Raw genomic sequence first — 21,727 nt, 5'->3', positions numbered from 1 at the left:
CTAGCATTCCGTTAACCCAATTATCAACATAAACCTTACCACATGATGTGCAAAATCTACTTTTACATGTAAATCCAACTTTCTTTATTTCACCACAATCATCACATTTTAATTCAATGTAGCCATTACTTATATCCTTGCATTTCATAACTTTTTTCACTTCTGCAATAACATTAGGTCTAATTTTATTTTTATATTTTTTATAAAATTCATTCCAATTTTCTTCTAATATTATTCTTAATTTACTCTTAATCATTTCATCAATTTACCACATAAATTTACTCAATACAAGTCTACACCGCGCTTTCAGCGATCGGAATTTTTATACTTTCCTATACAACAAGAAATATAATCCCTTTAAGTATATATGCATATATACGGACCACGAATACCAAACCACTATTATTATATCGGATACTTTAGAAAAAAGAACAAAATGCGGTAAATTTTTAATTAATTTAATGTCTTTTTATAATCTGACAAACCATGAAAAAATGATTAATTATAATATTAGTAAATTTCTAATATTTATACTATGGATTATTTGAGTTTCATATAATATTCCACAACAGCATTAAGGTGGTGATTTTGTTTTATGAAGGATATAACCATAGATGCAATAAGAGATCTTCCAGAAGAGGAGCAAGAAACAATTTTACATTTAGCAGAAATATTTGAGGGTGAAGAAGATACCATTAACGAGTATGTTAAGAATGAATTGATAGATAGTATGGAAATCTTTATGTCAGTATGGTAAAATAATAACGATCCATTGTAAAAGCGAAAATACATAAAAGAAATGCAGCTCTTGAGTTAGCTGCATTTTCATCATAGTACAAAAGATATTAATTAATATATATTATTATAATAATGTCCACTATATTATCAATAATCATCATAAAAGGTAGATTTAGCAAAATACTTAATCTATCTTTTATTTTTTGGTGCAAAAATATAGATAGCAAAAGAATCAGGTGAATGATAGTAAGCTATCTCTCTTGGACTAATATAAAATCATATTATAATTATTAATTCAGTTTGAGTAAAATATACAACAAAATAAAAAGGCAGCAACCGAAGTTGCCACCAGTCCATTTTGCATAATTATTATAATCCAAACTAATTATTGAGGTCAAGAAATATAAAATAAACAATATATGGTATAATTAATTTATAATGATATTTTATGAAGAAATAAGTATTCTTTAACTAAAGTAAGCAGGGGGGAGATATTTATGTGTACAAGTTTTATTTATCGAGGGCAAGATACAATTATTGGAATTAATTTTGATAACAATGGCATGAAATATTCTATTGATACTAGAAATCCTAACTGGTTTACTGTACAGGTTGATGGAGGACGTGGAAAATATCCATCATTTGGAGTGGATTGTTTTGGTAGGTTCTTTAATAATATTGTAGTTAATTCAAATGGAAAAGGTTTATATAGAAGGCCAAGCAAAAAAGTTACGCACACAACTAAACTTATAATAGATATACTTAAAGGAGTTATTTGTACTGAAAACTTAGGAGAATATTTAAAAAGTGTTGAAGTTGTTAATACACCAGATTCGAGTTGCCACAATATGATTTGCGATTCCAATGGCAGTGTTTGGGTAGTAGAACCTGGTCGTGGTAACATAAGTAATCAAGCAAAATCTTCACTATTTTTTGTTATGACAAATTTTTCATTATAAGATTATTTGCATGAAAATGTTGAATGTAATTGTGATAGATTTAAAGCAGTATCAAGTGCATTTGAAAAATCAGAACAAGTAAATGTTGAAACTGCATTTAGTATACTCAATTCTGTAAGTCAAAGAAATGGAGAGTGGGTCACTACATTTTCCATGGTCTACTCAAAGAATTTTAATATTCTGCATAACATTTACGACTGGATGTTCCAAAAGCGTTTCAACAAAACTTCCTAATAACATAAAGGAACTTAAATTTGAAAATGTAAAATCTGCAAGAATTGAATTAGCAACAGTTGGGGCGAGTAAAACTAAAAACTTTAATTTTGATTTTGATAACTCTGACCAAACTAAAACACTTAAAGATATTATAAGTCAGTTAAATTCTGCTAAAGTTCAAGGATATTCAGAAGAAAAAGTTACCAATAAAGGCAGTTCGCCCACATTGCTAATTTTAGAACTTAAAGATGGTTCGGTTATCCAAGTTAAGTCTGCTGTAGGCGGAAAAGTCACAAAATTATCAGATGGTTCGACTGAAACATCACAATTCGATACTCCAAATGAGATAACAATTATCCCAGATTCTAACTAAACCAATTATAATACTGTATCCAGAAGTAAGAAAATTAATTTATAGTGGATGTAAAGATATTTTTAAGTGAATAATGTTTTAAGTTTATAATATAAAAATTTAATACATAATCTTCTTTTATCATGAATCAATAAAAATAAATAACAAATTGTAAAATCGTATTATTTAATAGATTGGATTTATGAGTTTTTAGTGCGCAATTTGTAGATTTGACGTAGTAAATTAAAATATGTTCTTTGAAGAATGAATAATTTAACTAAAAGACACTGTAATTGTCTTTTAAGTAATAATTACTTCATATTTTTCAAGAATTAAAATTCCAAAAGCAGGTTCAAGAGGAATTAGACCACATTCCTCTGAGTTAGGCTCTAAATATATAGACTGTATTTGACGTTGGTTTTCATCAAAGAGTACAAAATAAACTTGAGTAATGAAGAGTAAAAACTAAGAGGAAATACAAATGATGCAGAGTGTTATGCTTTTGATGAACATTGAATGATGTATTGTGGTTGTATTACTCCTAATTATTGATTGGCAGATATAAATTAGAACGCATTAGAAATATAGATGCTATTGTTTGGTAAAATGATATGGATATTTTGAGGAATAGTTCATGTATTAATAAAATTTTGTAGTACAATGAAAATAGATTATTCATAAGAAAAGAAATGTAAATTATTTTCTGAAGAGGACAAGATAAAGATACTACACTAACTACTCTTAAAGTCACCTAATTTTAAGAGTAGTAATAGAATTATTGACACTTTTTATTCTTATTCTTCTTTTTGTTTACAATACGATTAGCTTTTCTTGCGGAAGCAGCTGCAATGCAAGCTTTATCTGAAGCATTACTATTTCCATTTGCTGCTGAAGCTGCTTTGATAGCAGCGGCATTCGCAGCAGTTACAGCACAAGATATATTCCCTATATTATTCGTTATAACTGGCTTAACCACTACTTTAAATTTATTTTTTTAGGCATTATCTTCTTTCTTGATTTGAACGTCACTCTCATTTTCTTAGTCATGTATTTTAGAAGCATTGTTCATAAAAAGGGATTCATATGACAAAGTTATCCCACCTTTTAAATTAATAATTGGCTTATCTTTTTCTTAACTAAGTCTTTATACCTTTGGTCTATAAGCTATGCTCACACCAATATTATCAAAACTGTTACCTAAGGTACAAAGTGTAATTTTTAGTTTAGCTATAGGTTAAATATTGAAATTTAATTTATACATTAAGTATTGATTTGAGGTTATTAAGTCCCTATACAATATAATATATATGACAAGTGCAGAATTATGCTTATCTTGTATAAAAAACATTGTGAAAATTAAAAAAATCAAAGAAAATGAGTTTATAAAATATTTTCTTTGATTGTAATCTTGTTTTCCTTTGAAATTAAGCTTCATCTAAAACTTTATATAAAAAATCTATCGCATCTTGAATATCTAATCCTTCATGCCCCTTTTCTGGTTCATAGTGTAAAATTACATTGATACCATTATACTCAGTAATATTCTTCATATTTTCAAGCCTCTCTAAAAATGGTACTAATTGAGTTGAATTATCTGCATGAGAGCATAAATTAACATAAATATATAATTTAGGAATATAATTATGCTTTTCAAAAGAATCTAATGCATTAAATCGTTCTTTATATTTTAATGAAGTTTCAGCATTGTCAAAACAAAAAGTAATTATACTTTCAAGTACTTCCTTGTAAATCCAATTTGCGAGAATAAATTGAGAATTATCAGCCACTACCGATGCCCCTTTAAGATATATCCCCATAATAATTGAAAGATATCCGCCTCCAGATGTGCCATAAATAACTGTATTGCTAAGCTGTATGCCCATTTTATATATAATTTGCTTTAATATTAAACTGCTGTTTTCAAGATAATAGTCTTCATTTTTTCCAGCGCCACAGCCAAAGAGTAAGGAGCCGTTTATATACAGTGTAGGGTCCATACAGAAAACAGAGGATGTCTTTAACAGTGATGCACAACTATGTCTTTGGAAGACAGGTACAGTAACATTTCCACCCACTACAGCACCGTTATTAAAAACAATAAGTTTATCATTGCCACTTCTTCTATTAATCAAATATTCATAAGGCACACCGCCTTTTACAACTCTGAGTACATACATAAGATCATTTTGTATTTTAAGCTCGTCAAGCTCAGAATAATTTATTGTAATTTCTGGGTACGGAAGTTTTTTATATTTTATATTGCTTACTTTTTGCATTGTTTCATCAATTAGGAATTTAGTTTTTTTAACTTCTGTCGTAAGATCATAGTCATCACCAATGTTAAAGATTCCTTTATCATTGTCAGGTTTATTCAAGTACATATACAAAACCATAGATAGTTCTTTTTCATCACCGTGGATGATGTGGCCACAGTTATATTTTACTACCAATTCGTTTGCTACCCCAACATCTGTTGAAATAATAGGAGTATTCAGCATAACACTTTCTACCAAGGCAAGACTAAACCCTTCACTATAAGAAGTCAGAACTGTTGCTATTGAATTTTTGATATACGGATATGGATTTGGGACAAATCCAAGAAGTTTAACATTTTGAGTAAGCTCGTTATCCTCTATATATTGCTGTAGTTTTGCCTTGTAATCACCATCTCCCAAAAGATAAATAATAAAGTCATCGCGATATTTTTTAAGTTCTTTTGCGGCTTTTAGCAGCAATATTTGATTCTTATTATAATCCAGTCTGCCAACTGAGGTAAAGAGCATTTTATTTGGTATACTAATTTTTTCATTGCTCAAAATGTCGATTTTTTCACGGTCTACAGAATTTGGAATTTTAACAACATTTCTGGTTATCCCGAAAAGCTCGAATAAGGACCTTTCTACCACATTTGAAATTACGGCTATAGAATCAAAGCACTTTAAAACTTTAGCTTGCATTTCATACTCTTGTTTGATTTGTTTATATTCTTTTGAATTTTTGTCAAGTCGTGTATAGTCAAGCTCACGCATATCCCCCCTGATCCAAAGTATCTTTACATCACAGTTTAAATATGAAGTAAAGTAGGAAGGGGCATTATGATTACAAGCAATAATACAATCATATTTTTCATTAATTAGTTTATTGAAAAGCGGAGGAGATGCAAGTAATTTATAATAGTGATCAAGTGCATTTTTTTCGTCATAGTCCTCCTTTGTAGAATCAATAAGTGAGTCTAATATTTTTATATTCTCATTATAGACATGAGTATTGGAATCTTTAAATAGTGGTAAGATACTTATATCATATTCTTCTTTATTTAATATATTTAAAACATCCAGCAATGATTTTTCTGTTCCATAGCCGGAAGTTATAATCCAAGTTATAAACAATAATTTTTTCATTATTTCACCTCATTACTTCATTATATAGAAAGCAACATTATTTTGTGAACCACATAACTAAAATACTATTCTTAGGGCATCTCAGTGCGGAATAAATTTCATATAGAAGAGATATTTAATTTAGACATTCATAAAACTAAAATATTATTCATTGTATTGCAATTAATGAAAGGGTGTTCTTTAAAAATTGAATAATGTGATGTCTGCGAAATATGTTATAATTGGTACACAATGGTAATGTATAATATCGTAACATAATTGAAGTGAAATTTATGTTCAAATGTCCGTATTGTAAATATAAAACTATTACTTTTTCGGAGAAAGTTTGTGGTGACTTGCGTTTCTTAGTTTTGTTGAACCAAAGAAGTAGTAGCTAGGAGAAATTCAGCTACTACTTTGTTTTATGTCAGCACTTTGATGTTAATAACAGAATTAGGAAATATACTATCATATAAATAATATATTATAAATTAGAGAGTATGTGATAAAAACGGAATTTATGGTTAATGAATCTATATTAGTATTTATTTACACTTTTTAGAAGAGTATTATAATGTAATTGAGGCAATTAATAAAAAATATGTTGAGTTTCATTTAAAGGGTCCCAAATAAAGGAAATAGAGAGAAATCTTCATTTCCTTTATTTTTATGTAAAAAAACATGAAAGTTGATACATTTTCTAGATGGGATAAGAATGAAAAATATAAAAATTAAATTAAGGATATATAAGGGAAAAAAAACTATTAAAATATTATAAAATCAAATAAAATTAATGAAAAAGATTAAAAAGTATGATATAATATGTAAAAAAAGTTCTTACGGAGGATAAAATTGTGGAAAAAAGTAATGTCAAATTAGATGGGTTGGAATTAAAGGATGTTATTGATTTGAATTTTATTCAAAAATTCCAAGATGACTTTGCTAAAAGTATGAATATCGCAAGTGTTACAGTGGATAAGAATGGAATTCCTTTTACAAAACCAAGTAGTTACACTAATATATGCTCTAATTTTACTCAATCTACGGAACTTGGAAAAAGTCGATGCGCTCAATGCCATGCTAGTGCTGGAGAGGAGGCATTCAGGACTGGAAAACCTTATATTTATAAGTGTCATTCAGGACTTATTGATTTTGCTGCACCGATAATAGTTCAAGGAACTCTTATTGGAACAATTCTTGGTGGACAAATTCTTTTTGAGAGTCCTAAAGAAATAGAATTTAAAAATACTGCCAATGAACTTGGGCTGGAAGAAGATAAATATTATGGTGCTGCTAAAGAAGTGAAAATAGTTGACGAACGGAATATCAGGTCAGCAGCAGAAGTCTTATTTTCAGTTGCTAACACATTATCAAATGAAGGATATCAGCGTTTAAAAATTAAGGAATTAACAACAACTCTTGCAGATAGTTTTGAACAAATATCATCCGCAACTCAACAACTTGCTGCATCATCAATGGAAGTTACTGAAAATCAAAATTTATTAAATAGTGAAATAGTAAATGTAAGAGAACATTCTAATAAAATAAATGCTATTTTGGGATATATAAAAGATATAACTAATCAAACTAAAATGCTTGGACTTAACGCTTCAATTGAGGCAGCAAGGGTGGGAGAGTTAGGAAGAGGATTTTCCGTTGTTGCAAAAGAGATTAGAAATCTAGCGGAAAGCTCTAAAGAAACATCAAAAGAGATTGCTAAATTAGTAGAAAGAATACAAGAATCAATAGAGAGAACTATGCAAGTATCAAATACCACATTAGATATAACTGAACAACAATCAGCTGCAATAGAAGAAACAAATGCTAGTGTTGAGGAAGTTACAAGTTTTACTATGGAGCTAGACAAGTTGGCTGGTTTATAACATAAGTAATTACAAATAGGAATGCATGCAAACTGAATACAAAAGCAATTTACATTTTTGTTAATATATGTTATAGTATGGACGAGACAATTAATAAAAAATGTTTGGTTCTCATTAAATAATTGTAGTATAAGTGGGAGTAGAGAAAAGTCTTTATTCCCCTTATTCCCTTTATGTTAAATGATATATAATAGCAGCAGTAAGGATGTTTCTAACTGCTGCTTCTTTATAAAAACGAAATTTAATATATTTTTTTGTTAATGCACATAAAAGATCAACACGACATGGAGAAAATGCCGGTTATATTAATTAATATATTGTAGAGTAGGAAGAAATGTTACAGAAATAAAATTTATAGTTTTGTAAATGGCTATAATTTTCAATAGAGATAGGGATCATACAAAAAATACAATCCCTTTAAGTATATATGCATATATACGGACCACGAATACCCAACCACTATTATTATATTGGATATTCTAAAAAAAGAACAAAAGGCAGTAAATTTTTAATTCATTCACTGTATTTCCGGAATATGCCAAACCATGAAAAAATGATTAACTATAATATTAATAAATTTCTAATATTTATACTATAGATTATTTGAGTTTCATATAATATAATATTCCACAACAGCATTAAGGTGGTGATTTTGTTTTATGAAGGATGTAACTATAGATACAATCAAAGATACAATAAGAGAGCTTACAGAAGAGGAGCAAGAAACAATTTTACATTTAGCAGAAATATTTGAGGGTGAAGAAGATACCATTAACGAGTATGTTAAGAATGAATTGATTGATAGGTAGTATGGAAATCTTTATATCAGTATGGTAAAATAATAAAGATCTATTGTAAAAGCAAAAAGTACATAAAGCAAGTGCAGCTCTTGAGTCAGCTGCATTTTCATCATAGTACAAAAGATATTAATTAATATAGATTATTTTATAATGTTATATTATTATAATGATGTCCACTATATTATCAGCAAGTACCAATAAAGGTAGATTGAGAAAAATACTTAATCTACCTTTTATTTTTTTGCGCAAAAGTAGAGATAGCAAAAGAATCAGGTGAATGATAGTAAGCTATCTCTCCTGGACTAATATGAAATCATATTATAATTATTGACCCAGTTTGAATAAAATATACAACAAAATAAAAGGCAGCAGCTGAAGCCGCACCAGTCCATTTTGCATAATTATTATAATCTAAACTAATTATTGAGGTCAAGAAATATAAAATAAACAATATATGGTATAATTAATTTATAATGATATTTTATGAAGAAATAAGTATTCTTTAACTAAAGTAAGCATGGGGGAGATATTTATGTGTACAAGTTTTATTTATCGAGGGCAAGATACAATTATTGGAATGAATTTTGATAACGATGGTATGAAATATTCTATTGATACTAAAAATCCTAACTGGTTTACTGTACAAGTTGATGGAGGACGTGGAAAATATCCATCATTTGGAGTGGATTGTTTTGGTAGGTTCTTTAATAATCTTGTAGTTAATTCAAATGGAAAAGGTTTATACAGAAGGCCAAGCAAAAAAGTTACGCACACAACTAAACTTATAATAGATATACTTAAAGGAGTTATTTGTACTGAAAACTTAGGAGAATATTTAAAAAGTGTTGAAGTTGTTAATACACCAAATTTGAGCTGTCACAATATGATTTGCGATTCCAACGGCAGTGTTTGGGTCGTAGAACCTGGTCGTGGTAACATAAGTAATCAAGCAAAATCTTCACCATTTTTTGTTATGACAAATTTTTCAGTATGGGATTATTTACATGAAAATGCTAAATGTAATTGTGATAGATTTAAGGCAGTATCAAGTGCATTTGAAAAATCAGAACAAGTAAATGTTGAAACTGCATTTAGTATACTTAATTCTGTAAGTCAAAGAAATGGAGAGTGGATCACTACATTTTCCATGGTCTACTCAAAGAATTTTAATACAGTATATTATTGTTTAAATGGTAATTTTAATGAACGGTTTGAATATAAGTTTTTATGTGATAAAAATTAATTATAATTAATACACCATATGTAGAAAGTGTGTAGTAAATAAAAAGGTCCCTAATAAGGGGAAAGATAATGAGTGGTTCAGTTTAATTATGAGTATATTGTTATTATATAGAATAGGATTTATGAAATATTCACTTGCTTAAAAGCTAAGAGAACATTACCATATATTATAAATTTATAATCAGCTTTAAGTGGTATTAGTGGATTTCTAGTAGAGCTAGGTTGTATTCGTACAAGTTGCTGTACCTTTTTATCAGAATCAATAATGAATAATAGACCTTCAGCGTAAGGTTCATTATTTTGAACTATATAATTAACATTCTCAATGAGTCCAAGGTCCTTCATCGTATAAAAACCTTGCGAAAATGTTTTAGGTTGAGCCATGACATTTATTGTATTCATAGTAAATGATAGAAATAAAAATATAGAAAATATAATAATAAATTTTTTCATTAGAATTGCCACCTTTCAAGATTCTAGTAATATCATAAAGCCTCAATTTTTATTATTTAAGATAATCAAAATATATGTAATTGGAACTAAAAGTTTTACTACGCAATACTAAAATGCTAAGTAGTTTGTAGATGTTGCGATTTAAGCTGTAAAAGATAATTGACCACTACCAGCTATTATAATTTTATAACCATATTGCATTGGATTTAAGACATATTGCAATGAGTTTGGCTGAAAGCGTATAGATTGCTCCATTATCAGGTCCTCGTTAAGTATGGTTATGAAAACCTTACCACCAGAAACATTTCGAACTTTATATGGAACATTTGGAATTAGCTTTAAGCCCTCAATACCATAAATTCCTTCAGAAAAGGTATTAGTTTGAGCGACAGAAGTTATTAAATTCATGCTAAATGACATGAATAGAAAAATAGAAAATACAATAACAGATTTCTTCATTGGATTGGGCACCTTCCATAATTTAAGTTTTATACAAGTAAGTGATTAAATTTATTATGTGGAATTATTAAATAAATATGCAGAATGTAGATTTGACGTAGTAAAGTGAAAATGAAAAGTCTTATTATAGGTTAAATTATTAATAAGTATGTGAAAGAAAAAAGGCACTGAAAGTGCACTTATGAGAAGGTTATAATACCATTAATATTACTTGATTTTATGTAGTTTAAAATGCAAAATAATTATTTTTATAGTTTTGAGTAATAATGTCTACCGTATATAATTATGATATATTTGTCTAATTTCATGTGTATTTATATTTATTTCTCTGGTGTTACATAGAAATAATGTAGCATCAGAGAAAATCCTTACTAGTAAATAACTTGAAAACTTTGCTTTGCTAAACTTATTTACAATTTTAGTAAAGGGTAGGAACTGGGTAACATGCAACCTGACTTATAGATTTTTCATCAAGTCCATAAAATATCCATTTTTTCCGTCCCATCTATATCCAGAAACTTCTCCTTTCTCTATTCTTGTAGGATAGAACCAGAAAGATTTCCCGTGTTTGAGCCATACGTACGTATATTGGTGCATGCAATCAATAATATATGAAACTTTTGGTTTTTTAGGTTTAGTTTTTGGCGGTGGGGAATTCGGTTTGCCGTATTCGCTCATATGATTTTACTCCTTTTAAAAACTCTCTAAATCATAGTATGATTGAAAACATATATTGTTCATTTTACGGAGGGAAACTAGAGGAAGTAACAGGCCTAACTTATTAAGAGGGGTAAGATAAATTGAAATAATGCACAATACTAACATAAAACGCAATACTAAATAAGTGCAAAATAAGAATAAACTATAAGTATTACAAAAGGAGACTATAATGGAAATTAATTCAATTGAGACTATCGTTTCTACAAACTTCAATCAAGCTGAAGATGTTATAAGAAAAGATATAGAAAACTTGCTTGAAAACTATAAAATTGAACTGAAATCTTTGAGTAAGATGATAGGAGTAGATCATGTTTGGTTGAAAGATTATATGAATGGAAAAAATAAATTATATGATTTTTTTACCAATATCGTAAATTCTGGTGAGAATAGTGAAGAGAGTTTGAAAAATTCCAATATTCCGAACCCTTCGCATTTATGCAACATGATTTTCATGCTATCTGAAGGGATAGCGATGGTAAATCAAGATGACCGAGTTAAAGGAGTAATAGATGTGCTAATAGGTGAGTTTGAAATTAGCTATGAAACATTAGCTATATATTCAGGACTTGATCTAGGAGATTTGCAAAGTTTTATGAATGATACTAATTCTGTTTCCTGTGAGAAAAAATATAAGTTAGCAGTAGCAAGTCTATTTTTGCATTATTTATGTAAACAGCCATCAAACTAATTAATTACCTTCTTATAAAATATAATAGTAAATTATTGTGAAAGAGAGGATTAAAACTATGCTAGCACATGTTGGGACGGCGAAGATTGAAATAGAAAGATTAATTTAAAGAAAGTTTGAATATACAGATGATGAAAATATGTTGAAATATTGAATTAGTGATCCTGAGATTCAATCACTGTATTCCAAATTAGTTTATAGTACAAGGAAGAGGAGAAAGAACTACTTGATAAATATATAAGTTCCTATGATAAAAGTGATTACTATAGATAGGCTGTTATTAAATATGGTTTCGATAAAATGAATTTGCATAAAGTTCAAATATGCCACAAATCAATAAATATACCATCTCGCAAAGTTATCGAGAAATGTGGATTCGTTTATGAATGAACATTACGAGATTTCTTTTACCAAAATGGAGAATATATAGACAGATTGTATTATTCAATTTTGAAAGATGAATTTATACCAAAGTAATTAACTTTTTATATGGTCTTCTTAACTTGGGTATGTTTTTATAATCTAAATTCATATTGAACTACTTAGTTTTCTATTAAAATATAAACAAGTTTAAAGGCAATAAACATTATTACAAAGTGTTTATTGCCTTTTTCTCATGCCAATTTATTAGAATCATCAGTAGAACTCTCTGTATCAATAGCCACCCCAAGTTTAGCTGATATTATGGTATTTAACTTATTAATTGAACTTGATAAACTAACGATTTGTTTCTCTAAGCGAATTAGCAAATATGCAGATACCGCAACTGGAAACCCATTATTAACAATAAGGTTAATTAACTCATTTACTTCCATAAATCCATCACCTCCTATAAGGGATATATGAAATAAAATATATTAGTTTATATTTAGGAAATAAATAATTATCTAAAGTTAAAATAGATAAAATAAATTATTGCGTACCGCCTCGCCTTCATTTACAATATGGTTATGATAATAATCTATGGCAATATCAGCTATTGTACTGATACATACATTAAGATCTGGAGGGATACTCTTTAATTCATTTATGTTTCTTATGGTAGAACTTCTAAGGGTGTAGCTTCTTTTAATATTTGGAGTTTCACCATCAACTGCAGGAGTGGCACCATTAGGAAGTGGAGTTCTTCTATTATCAAATAAGTCTTTTGTAGAGTTTAAAGTATTTTTTATTTCTATGGAATTAGTTATATTATCTTGAAAATCGCTGTTACTAGTTGAAGCTGTATTAGTTTGAATATTATTTTGAAGATCTTCTTGAATTGCAGTGTTATTAGATTTACATTCAGAATTAGTTTGAATAGTATCAGAATCATCATCAAAAGAGAATGAAAGTATACAGTCACCAGCTATAGGAGTTTCACTAGTAAATCCATATACTTCACCTTCATCATATTCAAAATCATTTTTAGGAACCTTAGATGTTTTTCTTCTAGCCATAAATTATATACCCTCCTTAGCAGTATTTTATGTATCTTCGTAAAAGATATATGGTTATTTATTAGAGATTCTAAAATTCTTAAGAATTTATATATAATGATCCTAATTGCAGCATAGCTGCTTTTTTTCAAGATATATATTTATTAGAATTTTAGAATAAAAGAACTTAAGAATAACGGAATTTAAGAATATTAGAACTTAAGAATATAAGAATTTGCTTGTAAAATGCGGGCTAGGAGATTAGACATACAAACTTAATCATGATTTTAATGTTATATTATAAAACATATGCCCATAATAGCAGCTGCTTAATTTTAAAGCTGTAAATAAATTATTGGAGCGTGTTGTAAAAATGATTAGAGATGAAATTAAACTTAATTCAGAAGAATGGGAGGTCTTTGATAAAAAGCAAATAGCTTTAGCAATAGTAGAAGTATTTTCAGATTTAAATACAGATTATAATTACTATTGCAATCTTCATAAACAGGATAAATCATGTAAATTAAATATTGATGATACGCGTAAAGAAAATCTTGAATTTAAAATCGAAAGGATTGGATTAATGAGACGATAAATTTAAGGTATAAACATAAGGTATTATTTTGTTCCTTAAACTTGAATATTGATAAAAAGCCCTTGCATTTTGAAAATTTATTGATAGATAATGGTTCACCTGCTACCCTAATAAATAGTGATTATATTCATTTTGATGGTAATGAAGAGCTTATTAATGTACATGGAGCTGGTTGTTATGAATCAGTTTTAATGAATCTTTTTAAAAATATAGCCATTAATTGGCTATCCTTTTCATGACGTCCTTTTATGTATTGGTGGAATGCATTATGGGATTGACATTGATTTACTCATTGGACTAGATTTACTGAAAGCGCTTAATGCTGATATTAGCATTAAAAATATGTGTCTAGAGTTTTCAAATTGTTAAATGTCAAAATAATATACAATTACTAAGTAAATAGAATAACTGGAACAACATTTTTAATTAAATTGATTAATATTATAATTCTAACAGCTCCAAGGATTAACCTTAGAGCTGTTAGAATTTTATGCTTAATAATACAATGAAATATTATTAAGGATTTTCATTAATATGTTTTTCTTTTTTTGAATAGCAGTAGAGTAGCACATATTTTTGAAATAGGCATATTCCTTAACAGTGTAATTTTTGTAGAATACGAAATCTATAAGTTCAACTTCCTCTTCATTTAAATTCTTAAGAGCTAATTTTAAATCCTCATAGTCACACAGTTCACATAATGAAGTTTCAGTTGAGATTTCAAGTTCTGGAAAATTATTTTCTACATCATCATGTAAGCTTAATGCATAACTACCTTCAGTAGATCTTCTAGTTCTAGTTCGTTTTATTAGATCATTCATATTATTTTTAATAGCATTAGTAGCATAGGCAACAAATCTATGCTTTTCTAAATTATACTTGGAAACAGATTTGAAAAGTGAATGGTAACATTCCTGTATAATATCATGGGAATTATACCTATCAATGAAAGTCCTTTTAGAAATATTATAAATCAAAGGCCTAAATTCATAAGCTAATTTTTCTTTTGCTTCTTCATCATTGTTCTTACATCTGGTAACTAAAGTTTCAACATAATCAAAATTCATACAAACCTCCATCTTCAATATAAGAGTTATGAATTAAAGTAATTATTTTACATATATTGTGTTTTGTATTAAATTCACCTCTATATATAGTATATATGACTAGATTACATATAACTTATATGGGAGTATAAAAATAATTAGATTTATGTTGTTACTTATACTTTTAATACTGAACTTCTTGGTTGCAGGATATAGCTGCTCTTTTTAAAGGCGTATAACTCATATTAAAAAGTAAATAAATTAGAGATTATGGAGGAGATGTGGAAAATGATTAATTTTATAATAGCTGTAGGTCATACTGCGAGTGGTAATATTGGATGTGGGGTTGTTGACAGGCTTGATGAGAGCAATTGTACCACCAACCTTTAATAAACACACCAGGCAGTATTTCTTGTTCTACTTGTTCAGCAAACAATTCAAAGTATTTTACTCCTTTACACATTTTAAACTTAAGTGTTTGAATATCTGGTGTAATAATCATAAGAAACACCTCTTTATTTTTAATACATTATACAAACGATATTACCTCGTAGAAACAGTTCGGTTTTAAAAGTTAGTATATACGAAGTTTAGTTAGTTCATTTTCAACAGTAATGCTAACATCCATACGAAAACTATATTAGGTATACACTTAAAAATATGAGTTGAAATGGATAACTGTTACAAAATACTAATAAAATATGAGGAACCAGAATGATAATTGTATAATATATATTCATTTACAAATAATAGATTAGGTATTTAAAATATCTAAATTATTATTTGTAATTTAAATTTAACATAATATAAAATATATTTAATAAAAGGATGTGAATGAAAATGAGAACAATAACATGGGTATTGGTTGTTGCAGCTGCTATAAGATTAGGAATAATAGGTTTTTTGGGAGATGATTTCATAGGGCTTGCCTTTGGTTCTGCACCTGTAACAATGTCTTGGCTCGATCGGATAGTTTGTGGCATTGTTGGTATAGCAGGGATATATGCAATTTATTTATTATTCAAAGGAACGAATAGTGAAGTAGCCTAGAAGGATAAGAAAAGTAACACAATCATTTTAAATATGTTTAAGCAAAAGTACCATAGATATGTAAAAGGCTCAAGTGCTGTAAAAGCTAAAATTTGAGTCTTATTTTATTTGAATTGATTATAAGAATGTTGTAAAATAGCAGATAGTAATCAAGATAGTACGTGATAAATAGATAGCATTTAGAAATTAAGATTTTAAGTTAGAATATTAATTACTTTTATTATCTATAGATTAGGTTTTAAAAGGAAGATTGAAAAATTCACAGATAGAAATAGGTTAATTTATAGAATAGTTAAAAGTGATGGAAGAGAGGCGGGGCTACTAATATTTCAAGGAAGAATAATTCCATTTATACCATCAGGAATTATAACACTTGCAGCATCAATAAGTAATGTTGATAGTAAAATATTCACTGTTGCAACATTGATTGGAAAGGTTCCATCTATAGCTTTAGAGGCACTTGTTAGCTATGACATAATTAATATTTATGACAATTGGATAAGGCTAGTCATAACAGTTATTGGCCTAATATTTGTGAAATTTACAATTACAAAGAAAAAAGATGATCAGGTAAAAGAATGAATTAGAATAATCTCATATTAGAGACTTCTAATTCATTTTTTTATTAAAGCTAATTATTTATCTAAAGTTTTGATATAGGCTTTCATTTGGTCGATATTCATGCCACCAACATGCTTAGAAACTATATTTCCGTCTTTATCAATAAAGTATGAAGTAGGAATTGAAGTTATGTTATATTTTGTAGCTACACTTTGATCAGAGTCTATAAGTACCTTAAAGTTATATTTGTTACTATCAATAAATGATTTAACAGTATTTAATGGCTCACCGATTTCTATAGAAATTATAACTAAGTCACTATCCTTTGTTTCTTGATATAATCTTTCTATCTCAGGCATTTCAGCTTTACAGGGAGGGCACCAAGTTGCCCAAAAGTTAAGAAACACTTTCTTGCCTTTTAAATCACTTAAAGATAATTCATTACCGTTCAAATCTTTTAAGTTAAAATCAATGGCTTTGGTTTTAATATTATTAGGAGTTACTTCAATAGTTTGATTTGAAGAATTATTTTTATCGTTTGTAATTGATATGGATGAGTCAGTTTTTGAATTTGATGATTCGGAATTATAAATAGTGTAAACTGAAAAAACTATAAGTGCTACTGCTACAATTGCTGCTATCAATGCTTTTTTCATATTTGTTTTCTCCTTAATTTAAAAATTAATAAAACTTGAATACTGACTTAATATTGCTAATTTATTTGTAAAAATCATAACACCCATTATGATCATTAAAATACCACTTATTGTGGAAACAATAGGTAAATACTTTGAGAACTTTTTAAATTGTTCGGCAAAGCCTTCTATAGCCAAAGCTGTTAGAATAAATGGGATAGCAAGTCCAATGGAATACATTATAAGAAGTAAAATTCCTTTGTTCATGGAATCCATATTTGCAGCATAAATAAGTATTGAAGATAAAATAGGACCAATACAAGGTGTCCATCCAGCAGCAAACGCCATTCCAATAATTATTGAACTAAAAGGACCTTTAATTTTATCAAAGTGTAAAAATCTTTTTTCTTGATAAAATAGTTTGATTTTGAAAACTCCAGTTGTATGTAGACCAAAGACGATTATAAGAATTCCACCAAATTTTCTAAATAAATCTTTATGAGTAATAAATAATTTACCAAGAGATGTTACTGAAACCCCCATTAGAATAAAAATAATCGAAAAACCTAACACAAATCCAAAGGATTTATATAAAGTAAAAAGTTTTGTTTTACCTTCCTTTAATTCTTTTATAGAAGAGCCTGTTAAATAGCTTATATATGCAGGAACAAGAGGAAGTACGCATGGAGATAAAAAAGATAATAAACCTGCTGAAAAAGCTAATAAGATCGATATATCTTTCAAGAATAAATCACCTCGAATCTAAAATTAAGACATTAAATAATGTTTAACTAAATAATTGAACCGTTTAAAAGTATAATCCCGAATATATAAAAGTCAATAATTATCATAAGTAAAATTATTATATAAAAAAGATATGAAGATATTATGTGTTCTAGAATTATAAAAGAATCAAGTGAAGAAATTTATAGCACTATAGGAGGAATAGTCGGCATTTACAAAAACTATAATAAAAAGAAATTTCAAAGGTAATTAATATTCTAATGAGAATAAATTTAATTTGAGTTAATTAAAGTAGTTGGGCGTAATGAAGTTAAAGGCCTTACAACTGCAGCTGGTCTTTGGGCCTGTGCATGTATGGGACTTGCCATTGGAATTGGCTTTTATGAAGTCGCTATTATTTCATGCTTTTTTTTATCAAGTGTATTAACAGTACTTCATAAAGCAGATTTACATTATAGAGCTCAGTCTAACGAATTGGATATATATGCTGAACTCAAGCATATAGCAGGCGTTACGAATTTTATGAATGCAATAAAATTAGATGGAACAAAAATTTCTAATCTAGAACTTAAGAAAGCGAAAGAGCTTGACAATCATATGATTGGGCTTAAAATGATTTTAACATTACCTGAAAAAATTAATTATTCAGAGTACATTTTAAAGCTTCATAGCCTTGAAAATGTACTTACAATAGAGGAAATTGTGTAAATTTTTATAAAAATACGAGAAAGCAAGAATTAAAAAGTAATCTTGCTTTTTTTCACGCATCTGCCTTTTCGAACGCATGTGAGAAAAATTTGGCAGGCGAATAAGATTTTCTTTCTATTCTTTTTTAAATACGCAAACTATCCAATCAACCTTTTTTTAAGTTATCCATAGATTTTACTGGAATATAAATTCCTAAAGAATAAAAAATTTATCATTGTTAAAATGAAAACATAGTGGTAGAATATGTGTGGGTAGTATCGAAAAAGAGTTACACCAAAATTTTTTGCATTAATTATATATAATACAACTCATATCTATAATGAATGAGATTGAAATTAGGATGTTGTATCACTCACACACATATGGAGGTGATACCATTAAAATTGGATTTATTGGTCCAGGGAAGGTAGGCGTAAGTTTAGGACGCTACTTTACTCATAAAGGGATAAAATTAAGCGGCTTTTATGGAAAAGATGACTTAAATACCATAGATGCAACTAATATTACAAAATCTAAATTTTATAACAACATTCAAGATATTATTAAAGATAGTGATATATTATTTATTACAACTCCTGATGACATCATTTCAATTATAGATATTGAATTATCAAAATTTGATCTAAATAACAAATCTATTTGCCACACAAGTGGTTCACTTAAATCAAATGTATTATGTAATGCGAAACGTTCTGGTGCAATGATTTATTCTCTACATCCAATATTTGCATTCTCTAGTAAAGAAACAAACTTAAAAGAATTGGAAGATATATATTTTTCAATTGAAGGTGATAGTTTAGAAGATTCATCTATTATTAGTGTACTTAAACTTATTGGAAATAAGTACTTTGTTAGGAAAGCAGAAGATTCCTCAACATATCATTTAGCAAGCGTTTTTGTATCTAACTTAGCATTATCTTTGCTTGATATAGGTACAAGTTATTTAAAAAAACTTGGACTAGATGATGAAGAAGCTTTAAATGCTTTAAAACCTTTAATAAAGGGTAACATTGAGAGTATTTATACAAAAGGGTTTGTTAATTCTTTAACAGGTCCTATAGCAAGAGGAGATATTACTACAATTGAGAAGCATATTTCTGTTTTAGAGGACAAAGATAAAGATTTATATAAGATATTATCTTTTAATCTCTTAAAACTTGTGGCCTTAAGAGATAAAAATAATGCAGATATTACAGAAAACATAGAAGAATGTTTCTATGACATGGAAAATAAGAGTCAAATTGAAGATGTATTAAGTAATTCAAAAAAGCATTTGGAAATTTATAAGTTTTTAGGAGGCGTAAATTAGTGAAAAATACAGTATTAACTTTTAAACAAGCCAAAGAAGAGAAAAGAAAATTGAGTATGCTTACAGCATATGATTACTCAATGGCAAAAATCATCGATGAAAGTGGTGTTAACGGAATTTTAATTGGAGATTCTCTTGGTATGGTCATTAAAGGTGAAGAAGATACATTAGCTGTTACCATGGATGAAATCATTTATCATACAAAAGCTGTTAAGAGGGGGGCTAAAAATGCTCTTATTGTAAGTGATATGCCTTTTTTATCTTATCATGTATCTATCGAACAAGCAGTTTTAAATGCAGGAAGATTAATTAAAGAAGGTGGAGCTAATGCTGTTAAGCTTGAGGGTGGTGCGAAAGTTGCAGCTCAAATTAAAGCTATTGTAGATGCTCAAATACCAGTTATGGGACACATAGGATTAACTCCTCAATCAGTAAATGCTTTCGGAGGATTTAAAGTTCAAGGGAAGAGTGAAGCAGCGGCAAAACAGCTCATAGATGATGCTGTACTTATAGAGAAAGCAGGGGCATTTTCAATTGTTCTTGAGGGAATTCCTGAAAAAGTTGCAGAACTTATAACAAATGCAGTTTCAATTCCAACAATAGGAATAGGAGCAGGAAAATATTGTGATGGTCAAATTCTAGTTTATCAAGATATGTTAGGCATGTTCAATGATTTTGTACCAAAGTTCGTAAAACAATATGCAAATGTAGGTACCGTTATGAGAGACGCCATTAGCTCCTATATTAAAGAAGTACAAGCTGGAGATTTTCCAGAAGAAAAACATACTTTTAAAATAGATGAAAATGAATTAAAGAAATTATACTAAATTTATACTTATGTGATAATAAACCGAAATTTTAGTATTAGGGTGAGAAAGGTGATCAGTAATGTTAGTTAAAGAGATTAAAGAGCTAAGAAACATGATTAAAGCTTGGAAAATGGACGGTCTTTCTGTAGGGTATGTTCCAACAATGGGAGCTTTACATGAAGGTCATGAGAGTCTTATAAAAAGGGCTGCTAAAGAAAATGATAAGGTAGTTGTAAGTGTATTTGTAAATCCAACACAGTTTGGTCCAAATGAAGATTATGATAGTTACCCAAGAAACATAAATAAAGATTTAGAACTTTGCATTAATGCGGGTGCAGCACTAGTATTCAATCCAGAACCAAGTGAAATGTATTATGGTGATAAATCTACTAGTGTTAGTGTATCAGGTCTTACAAGTGTACTTTGTGGTGCTAAAAGACCAGGGCATTTCGATGGAGTATGTTTAGTTGTTTCAAAATTTTTAAATATAGTTACTCCAGATAAAGCTTATTTTGGAGAAAAAGATGCTCAACAAGTAGCTGTTATAAAAAGAATGGTTAGAGATTTAAATATTGATGTAGAAATAGTGGCTTGCCCTATAATTCGCGAAGAAGACGGATTAGCAAAGAGTTCAAGAAATACTTATCTTTCTAAAGATGAAAGAAAAGCGGCATTAGTATTAAGTAGAAGTTTAGAAATAGCTAAAGATGCCTTAAGAAAAGGTGAAAGAAATGCTAATAATATTAAAAATGCGATAAAAGAGGTACTAAATTCAGAGCCATTAGCAAAAATAGATTATGTAGAAATCGTAGATAGTGATTCACTAAAAAGCGTTGAAATCATTGAGAGAAATGTATTGATTCCAATTGCAGTTTATATAGGAAAAACAAGATTAATAGATAATTTTACATTTGAAATATAATAATATAGATATCCGAGGTGAAAATGTACTTATGCGTAAA

Annotated in this window: 27 protein-coding genes and 1 pseudogene; 17 read left to right on the top strand and 11 right to left on the bottom strand. The window is 28.4% G+C overall.

Features of this window, described 5'->3' with window-relative positions:
- Positions 1-256 (bottom strand): transposase zinc-binding domain-containing protein (locus T483_RS29995; protein WP_196244937.1); only part of this gene is annotated, 256 nt, incomplete at its 3' end.
- A gap of 339 nt (positions 257-595) precedes the next feature.
- Between T483_RS29995 and T483_RS31845 the strand changes: the two genes are divergently transcribed.
- The 3 genes from T483_RS31845 to T483_RS31435 all read left to right on the top strand — a co-directional run bounded on the left by T483_RS31845 (position 596) and on the right by T483_RS31435 (position 2,286).
- Positions 596-757, top strand: coding sequence for a hypothetical protein (locus T483_RS31845; protein ID WP_196244936.1), 162 nt, complete (start codon positions 596-598; stop codon positions 755-757).
- A gap of 478 nt (positions 758-1,235) precedes the next feature.
- Positions 1,236-1,697, top strand: coding sequence for a hypothetical protein (locus tag T483_RS29990; RefSeq protein WP_242841948.1), 462 nt, complete (start codon positions 1,236-1,238; stop codon positions 1,695-1,697).
- Between the two features lie 127 nt (positions 1,698-1,824).
- Complete coding sequence (locus T483_RS31435) at positions 1,825-2,286, top strand: hypothetical protein (protein ID WP_155268561.1); 462 nt, start codon at positions 1,825-1,827, stop codon at positions 2,284-2,286.
- Between the two features lie 754 nt (positions 2,287-3,040).
- On the opposite strand, the gene T483_RS29985 is transcribed toward T483_RS31435, so the two are convergent.
- Positions 3,041-3,241: a hypothetical protein gene (locus T483_RS29985; protein WP_035790680.1), complete on the bottom strand. Its 201-nt coding sequence runs from the start codon at positions 3,239-3,241 to the stop codon at positions 3,041-3,043.
- A 448-nt stretch (positions 3,242-3,689) separates the two neighbouring features.
- Positions 3,690-5,666, bottom strand: coding sequence for a glycosyltransferase (locus tag T483_RS0128370; RefSeq protein WP_026889852.1), 1,977 nt, complete (start codon positions 5,664-5,666; stop codon positions 3,690-3,692).
- Positions 5,667-6,499: 833 nt separating this feature from the next.
- Between T483_RS0128370 and T483_RS0128365 the strand changes: the two genes are divergently transcribed.
- From T483_RS0128365 to T483_RS0128355, 3 genes are all read left to right on the top strand, one after another.
- Entirely contained in the window at positions 6,500-7,528 is a 1,029-nt protein-coding gene (locus T483_RS0128365; RefSeq protein WP_026889851.1) for a PocR ligand-binding domain-containing protein, read from the top strand.
- A gap of 659 nt (positions 7,529-8,187) precedes the next feature.
- Complete coding sequence (locus tag T483_RS31840; protein ID WP_196244935.1) at positions 8,188-8,337, top strand: hypothetical protein; 150 nt, start codon at positions 8,188-8,190, stop codon at positions 8,335-8,337.
- Positions 8,338-8,860: 523 nt separating this feature from the next.
- Positions 8,861-9,571 (top strand): hypothetical protein, encoded by a 711-nt coding sequence (locus T483_RS0128355; RefSeq protein WP_026889850.1) that lies wholly within the window; start codon positions 8,861-8,863, stop codon positions 9,569-9,571.
- Between the two features lie 119 nt (positions 9,572-9,690).
- Here T483_RS0128355 and T483_RS0128350 read toward each other — a convergent pair whose 3' ends face one another.
- The 3 genes from T483_RS0128350 to T483_RS29980 all read right to left on the bottom strand — a co-directional run bounded on the left by T483_RS0128350 (position 9,691) and on the right by T483_RS29980 (position 11,160).
- Positions 9,691-10,023 carry a hypothetical protein gene (locus tag T483_RS0128350; protein ID WP_026889849.1) on the bottom strand — a complete coding sequence of 111 codons (333 nt, stop codon included), beginning with the start codon at positions 10,021-10,023 and terminating at the stop codon, positions 9,691-9,693.
- Between the two features lie 141 nt (positions 10,024-10,164).
- A complete protein-coding gene (locus T483_RS0128345; protein ID WP_026889848.1) occupies positions 10,165-10,482 on the bottom strand; it encodes a hypothetical protein in 318 nt (105 codons plus the stop codon).
- Between the two features lie 456 nt (positions 10,483-10,938).
- The gene (locus T483_RS29980) at positions 10,939-11,160 is read right to left on the bottom strand and encodes a transporter (protein WP_242841947.1); all 222 of its coding nucleotides are present in this window, start codon (positions 11,158-11,160) and stop codon (positions 10,939-10,941) included.
- 211 nt (positions 11,161-11,371) lie between these two features.
- On the opposite strand from T483_RS29980, the gene T483_RS0128335 reads away from it, so the two are divergent.
- Both T483_RS0128335 and T483_RS32630 read left to right on the top strand, forming a co-directional pair.
- Positions 11,372-11,890, top strand: a complete 519-nt coding sequence (locus tag T483_RS0128335; protein ID WP_026889847.1) for an HTH domain-containing protein — start codon at positions 11,372-11,374, stop codon at positions 11,888-11,890.
- 300 nt (positions 11,891-12,190) lie between these two features.
- Positions 12,191-12,280: a GNAT family N-acetyltransferase gene (locus T483_RS32630; RefSeq protein WP_347460446.1), complete on the top strand. Its 90-nt coding sequence runs from the start codon at positions 12,191-12,193 to the stop codon at positions 12,278-12,280.
- 224 nt (positions 12,281-12,504) lie between these two features.
- Here the strand turns inward: T483_RS32630 and T483_RS0128330 are convergent, their stop codons facing one another.
- Together T483_RS0128330 and T483_RS0128325 are read right to left on the bottom strand one after the other, a co-directional pair.
- On the bottom strand, positions 12,505-12,705 hold the full coding sequence (locus tag T483_RS0128330) for a YvrJ family protein (protein WP_026889846.1): 201 nt from the start codon (positions 12,703-12,705) through the stop codon (positions 12,505-12,507).
- A 78-nt stretch (positions 12,706-12,783) separates the two neighbouring features.
- Positions 12,784-13,329, bottom strand: coding sequence for a hypothetical protein (locus tag T483_RS0128325; RefSeq protein WP_026889845.1), 546 nt, complete (start codon positions 13,327-13,329; stop codon positions 12,784-12,786).
- A 352-nt stretch (positions 13,330-13,681) separates the two neighbouring features.
- Here T483_RS0128325 and T483_RS0128320 point away from each other — a divergent pair, with 352 nt between their 5' ends.
- Together T483_RS0128320 and T483_RS32385 are read left to right on the top strand one after the other, a co-directional pair.
- On the top strand, positions 13,682-13,903 hold the full coding sequence (locus T483_RS0128320; protein ID WP_026889844.1) for a hypothetical protein: 222 nt from the start codon (positions 13,682-13,684) through the stop codon (positions 13,901-13,903).
- A gap of 80 nt (positions 13,904-13,983) precedes the next feature.
- Positions 13,984-14,142 (top strand): hypothetical protein, encoded by a 159-nt coding sequence (locus T483_RS32385; RefSeq protein ID WP_155268560.1) that lies wholly within the window; start codon positions 13,984-13,986, stop codon positions 14,140-14,142.
- 255 nt (positions 14,143-14,397) lie between these two features.
- On the opposite strand, the gene T483_RS0128310 is transcribed toward T483_RS32385, so the two are convergent.
- On the bottom strand, positions 14,398-14,970 hold the full coding sequence (locus T483_RS0128310) for an RNA polymerase sigma factor (protein ID WP_026889842.1): 573 nt from the start codon (positions 14,968-14,970) through the stop codon (positions 14,398-14,400).
- A 267-nt stretch (positions 14,971-15,237) separates the two neighbouring features.
- On the opposite strand from T483_RS0128310, the pseudogene T483_RS31430 reads away from it, so the two are divergent.
- From T483_RS31430 to T483_RS32565, 3 genes and pseudogenes are all read left to right on the top strand, one after another.
- Positions 15,238-15,336 (top strand): annotated as a pseudogene (locus T483_RS31430) (N-acetylmuramoyl-L-alanine amidase); the annotation flags it as partial.
- Between the two features lie 453 nt (positions 15,337-15,789).
- Entirely contained in the window at positions 15,790-15,999 is a 210-nt protein-coding gene (locus tag T483_RS0128300) for a DUF378 domain-containing protein (RefSeq protein ID WP_012059172.1), read from the top strand.
- A 204-nt stretch (positions 16,000-16,203) separates the two neighbouring features.
- The gene (locus T483_RS32565) at positions 16,204-16,581 is read left to right on the top strand and encodes a VTT domain-containing protein (RefSeq protein WP_347460448.1); all 378 of its coding nucleotides are present in this window, start codon (positions 16,204-16,206) and stop codon (positions 16,579-16,581) included.
- 53 nt (positions 16,582-16,634) lie between these two features.
- Here the strand turns inward: T483_RS32565 and T483_RS0128295 are convergent, their stop codons facing one another.
- Entirely contained in the window at positions 16,635-17,216 is a 582-nt protein-coding gene (locus T483_RS0128295; protein WP_026889840.1) for a TlpA family protein disulfide reductase, read from the bottom strand.
- An 18-nt stretch (positions 17,217-17,234) separates the two neighbouring features.
- Positions 17,235-17,939 (bottom strand): cytochrome c biogenesis CcdA family protein, encoded by a 705-nt coding sequence (locus T483_RS0128290; RefSeq protein ID WP_026889839.1) that lies wholly within the window; start codon positions 17,937-17,939, stop codon positions 17,235-17,237.
- 285 nt (positions 17,940-18,224) lie between these two features.
- Here T483_RS0128290 and T483_RS29975 point away from each other — a divergent pair, with 285 nt between their 5' ends.
- From T483_RS29975 to panC, 4 genes are all read left to right on the top strand, one after another.
- Positions 18,225-18,647, top strand: a complete 423-nt coding sequence (locus tag T483_RS29975; protein WP_278247502.1) for an MgtC/SapB family protein — start codon at positions 18,225-18,227, stop codon at positions 18,645-18,647.
- Between the two features lie 319 nt (positions 18,648-18,966).
- Positions 18,967-19,956, top strand: coding sequence for a Rossmann-like and DUF2520 domain-containing protein (locus tag T483_RS0128280; protein ID WP_035790677.1), 990 nt, complete (start codon positions 18,967-18,969; stop codon positions 19,954-19,956).
- Positions 19,956-20,783, top strand: coding sequence for a 3-methyl-2-oxobutanoate hydroxymethyltransferase (gene panB / locus T483_RS0128275; protein WP_026889837.1), 828 nt, complete (start codon positions 19,956-19,958; stop codon positions 20,781-20,783). Before T483_RS0128280 ends, panB begins: the two co-directional genes overlap by 1 nt.
- Before the next feature lie 61 nt (positions 20,784-20,844).
- Entirely contained in the window at positions 20,845-21,687 is an 843-nt protein-coding gene (panC, locus tag T483_RS0128270) for a pantoate--beta-alanine ligase (RefSeq protein ID WP_026889836.1), read from the top strand.
- Positions 21,688-21,727 lie beyond the last annotated feature (40 nt).

Source organism: Clostridium beijerinckii HUN142, assembly GCF_000621745.1.
Lineage (GTDB): Bacteria > Bacillota > Clostridia > Clostridiales > Clostridiaceae > Clostridium > Clostridium beijerinckii_A.
This window is presented reverse-complemented; position numbering and strand designations above follow the sequence as displayed.

Bases quoted from the DNA above. Each gene is read 5' to 3' on its own strand.
- panC (WP_026889836.1), top strand. From the start codon at position 20,845: ATGTTAGTTAAAGAGATTAAAGAGCTAAGAAACATGATTAAAGCTTGG.
- T483_RS0128300 (WP_012059172.1), top strand. From the start codon at position 15,790: ATGAGAACAATAACATGGGTATTGGTTGTTGCAGCTGCTATAAGATTA.
- T483_RS29980 (WP_242841947.1), bottom strand. From the start codon at position 11,160: ATGAGCGAATACGGCAAACCGAATTCCCCACCGCCAAAAACTAAACCT.
- T483_RS0128325 (WP_026889845.1), bottom strand. From the start codon at position 13,329: ATGGCTAGAAGAAAAACATCTAAGGTTCCTAAAAATGATTTTGAATAT.
- T483_RS0128335 (WP_026889847.1), top strand. From the start codon at position 11,372: ATGGAAATTAATTCAATTGAGACTATCGTTTCTACAAACTTCAATCAA.
- T483_RS31845 (WP_196244936.1), top strand. From the start codon at position 596: ATGAAGGATATAACCATAGATGCAATAAGAGATCTTCCAGAAGAGGAG.
- T483_RS0128370 (WP_026889852.1), bottom strand. From the start codon at position 5,666: ATGAAAAAATTATTGTTTATAACTTGGATTATAACTTCCGGCTATGGA.
- T483_RS32630 (WP_347460446.1), top strand. From the start codon at position 12,191: ATGAATTTGCATAAAGTTCAAATATGCCACAAATCAATAAATATACCA.
- T483_RS29990 (WP_242841948.1), top strand. From the start codon at position 1,236: ATGTGTACAAGTTTTATTTATCGAGGGCAAGATACAATTATTGGAATT.
- T483_RS0128350 (WP_026889849.1), bottom strand. From the start codon at position 10,023: ATGAAAAAATTTATTATTATATTTTCTATATTTTTATTTCTATCATTT.
- T483_RS0128320 (WP_026889844.1), top strand. From the start codon at position 13,682: ATGATTAGAGATGAAATTAAACTTAATTCAGAAGAATGGGAGGTCTTT.
- T483_RS31840 (WP_196244935.1), top strand. From the start codon at position 8,188: ATGAAGGATGTAACTATAGATACAATCAAAGATACAATAAGAGAGCTT.
- T483_RS0128330 (WP_026889846.1), bottom strand. From the start codon at position 12,705: ATGGAAGTAAATGAGTTAATTAACCTTATTGTTAATAATGGGTTTCCA.
- T483_RS31435 (WP_155268561.1), top strand. From the start codon at position 1,825: ATGGAGAGTGGGTCACTACATTTTCCATGGTCTACTCAAAGAATTTTA.
- T483_RS0128345 (WP_026889848.1), bottom strand. From the start codon at position 10,482: ATGAAGAAATCTGTTATTGTATTTTCTATTTTTCTATTCATGTCATTT.
- T483_RS0128310 (WP_026889842.1), bottom strand. From the start codon at position 14,970: ATGAATTTTGATTATGTTGAAACTTTAGTTACCAGATGTAAGAACAAT.
- T483_RS0128295 (WP_026889840.1), bottom strand. From the start codon at position 17,216: ATGAAAAAAGCATTGATAGCAGCAATTGTAGCAGTAGCACTTATAGTT.
- T483_RS0128355 (WP_026889850.1), top strand. From the start codon at position 8,861: ATGTGTACAAGTTTTATTTATCGAGGGCAAGATACAATTATTGGAATG.
- T483_RS0128280 (WP_035790677.1), top strand. From the start codon at position 18,967: ATGAATGAGATTGAAATTAGGATGTTGTATCACTCACACACATATGGA.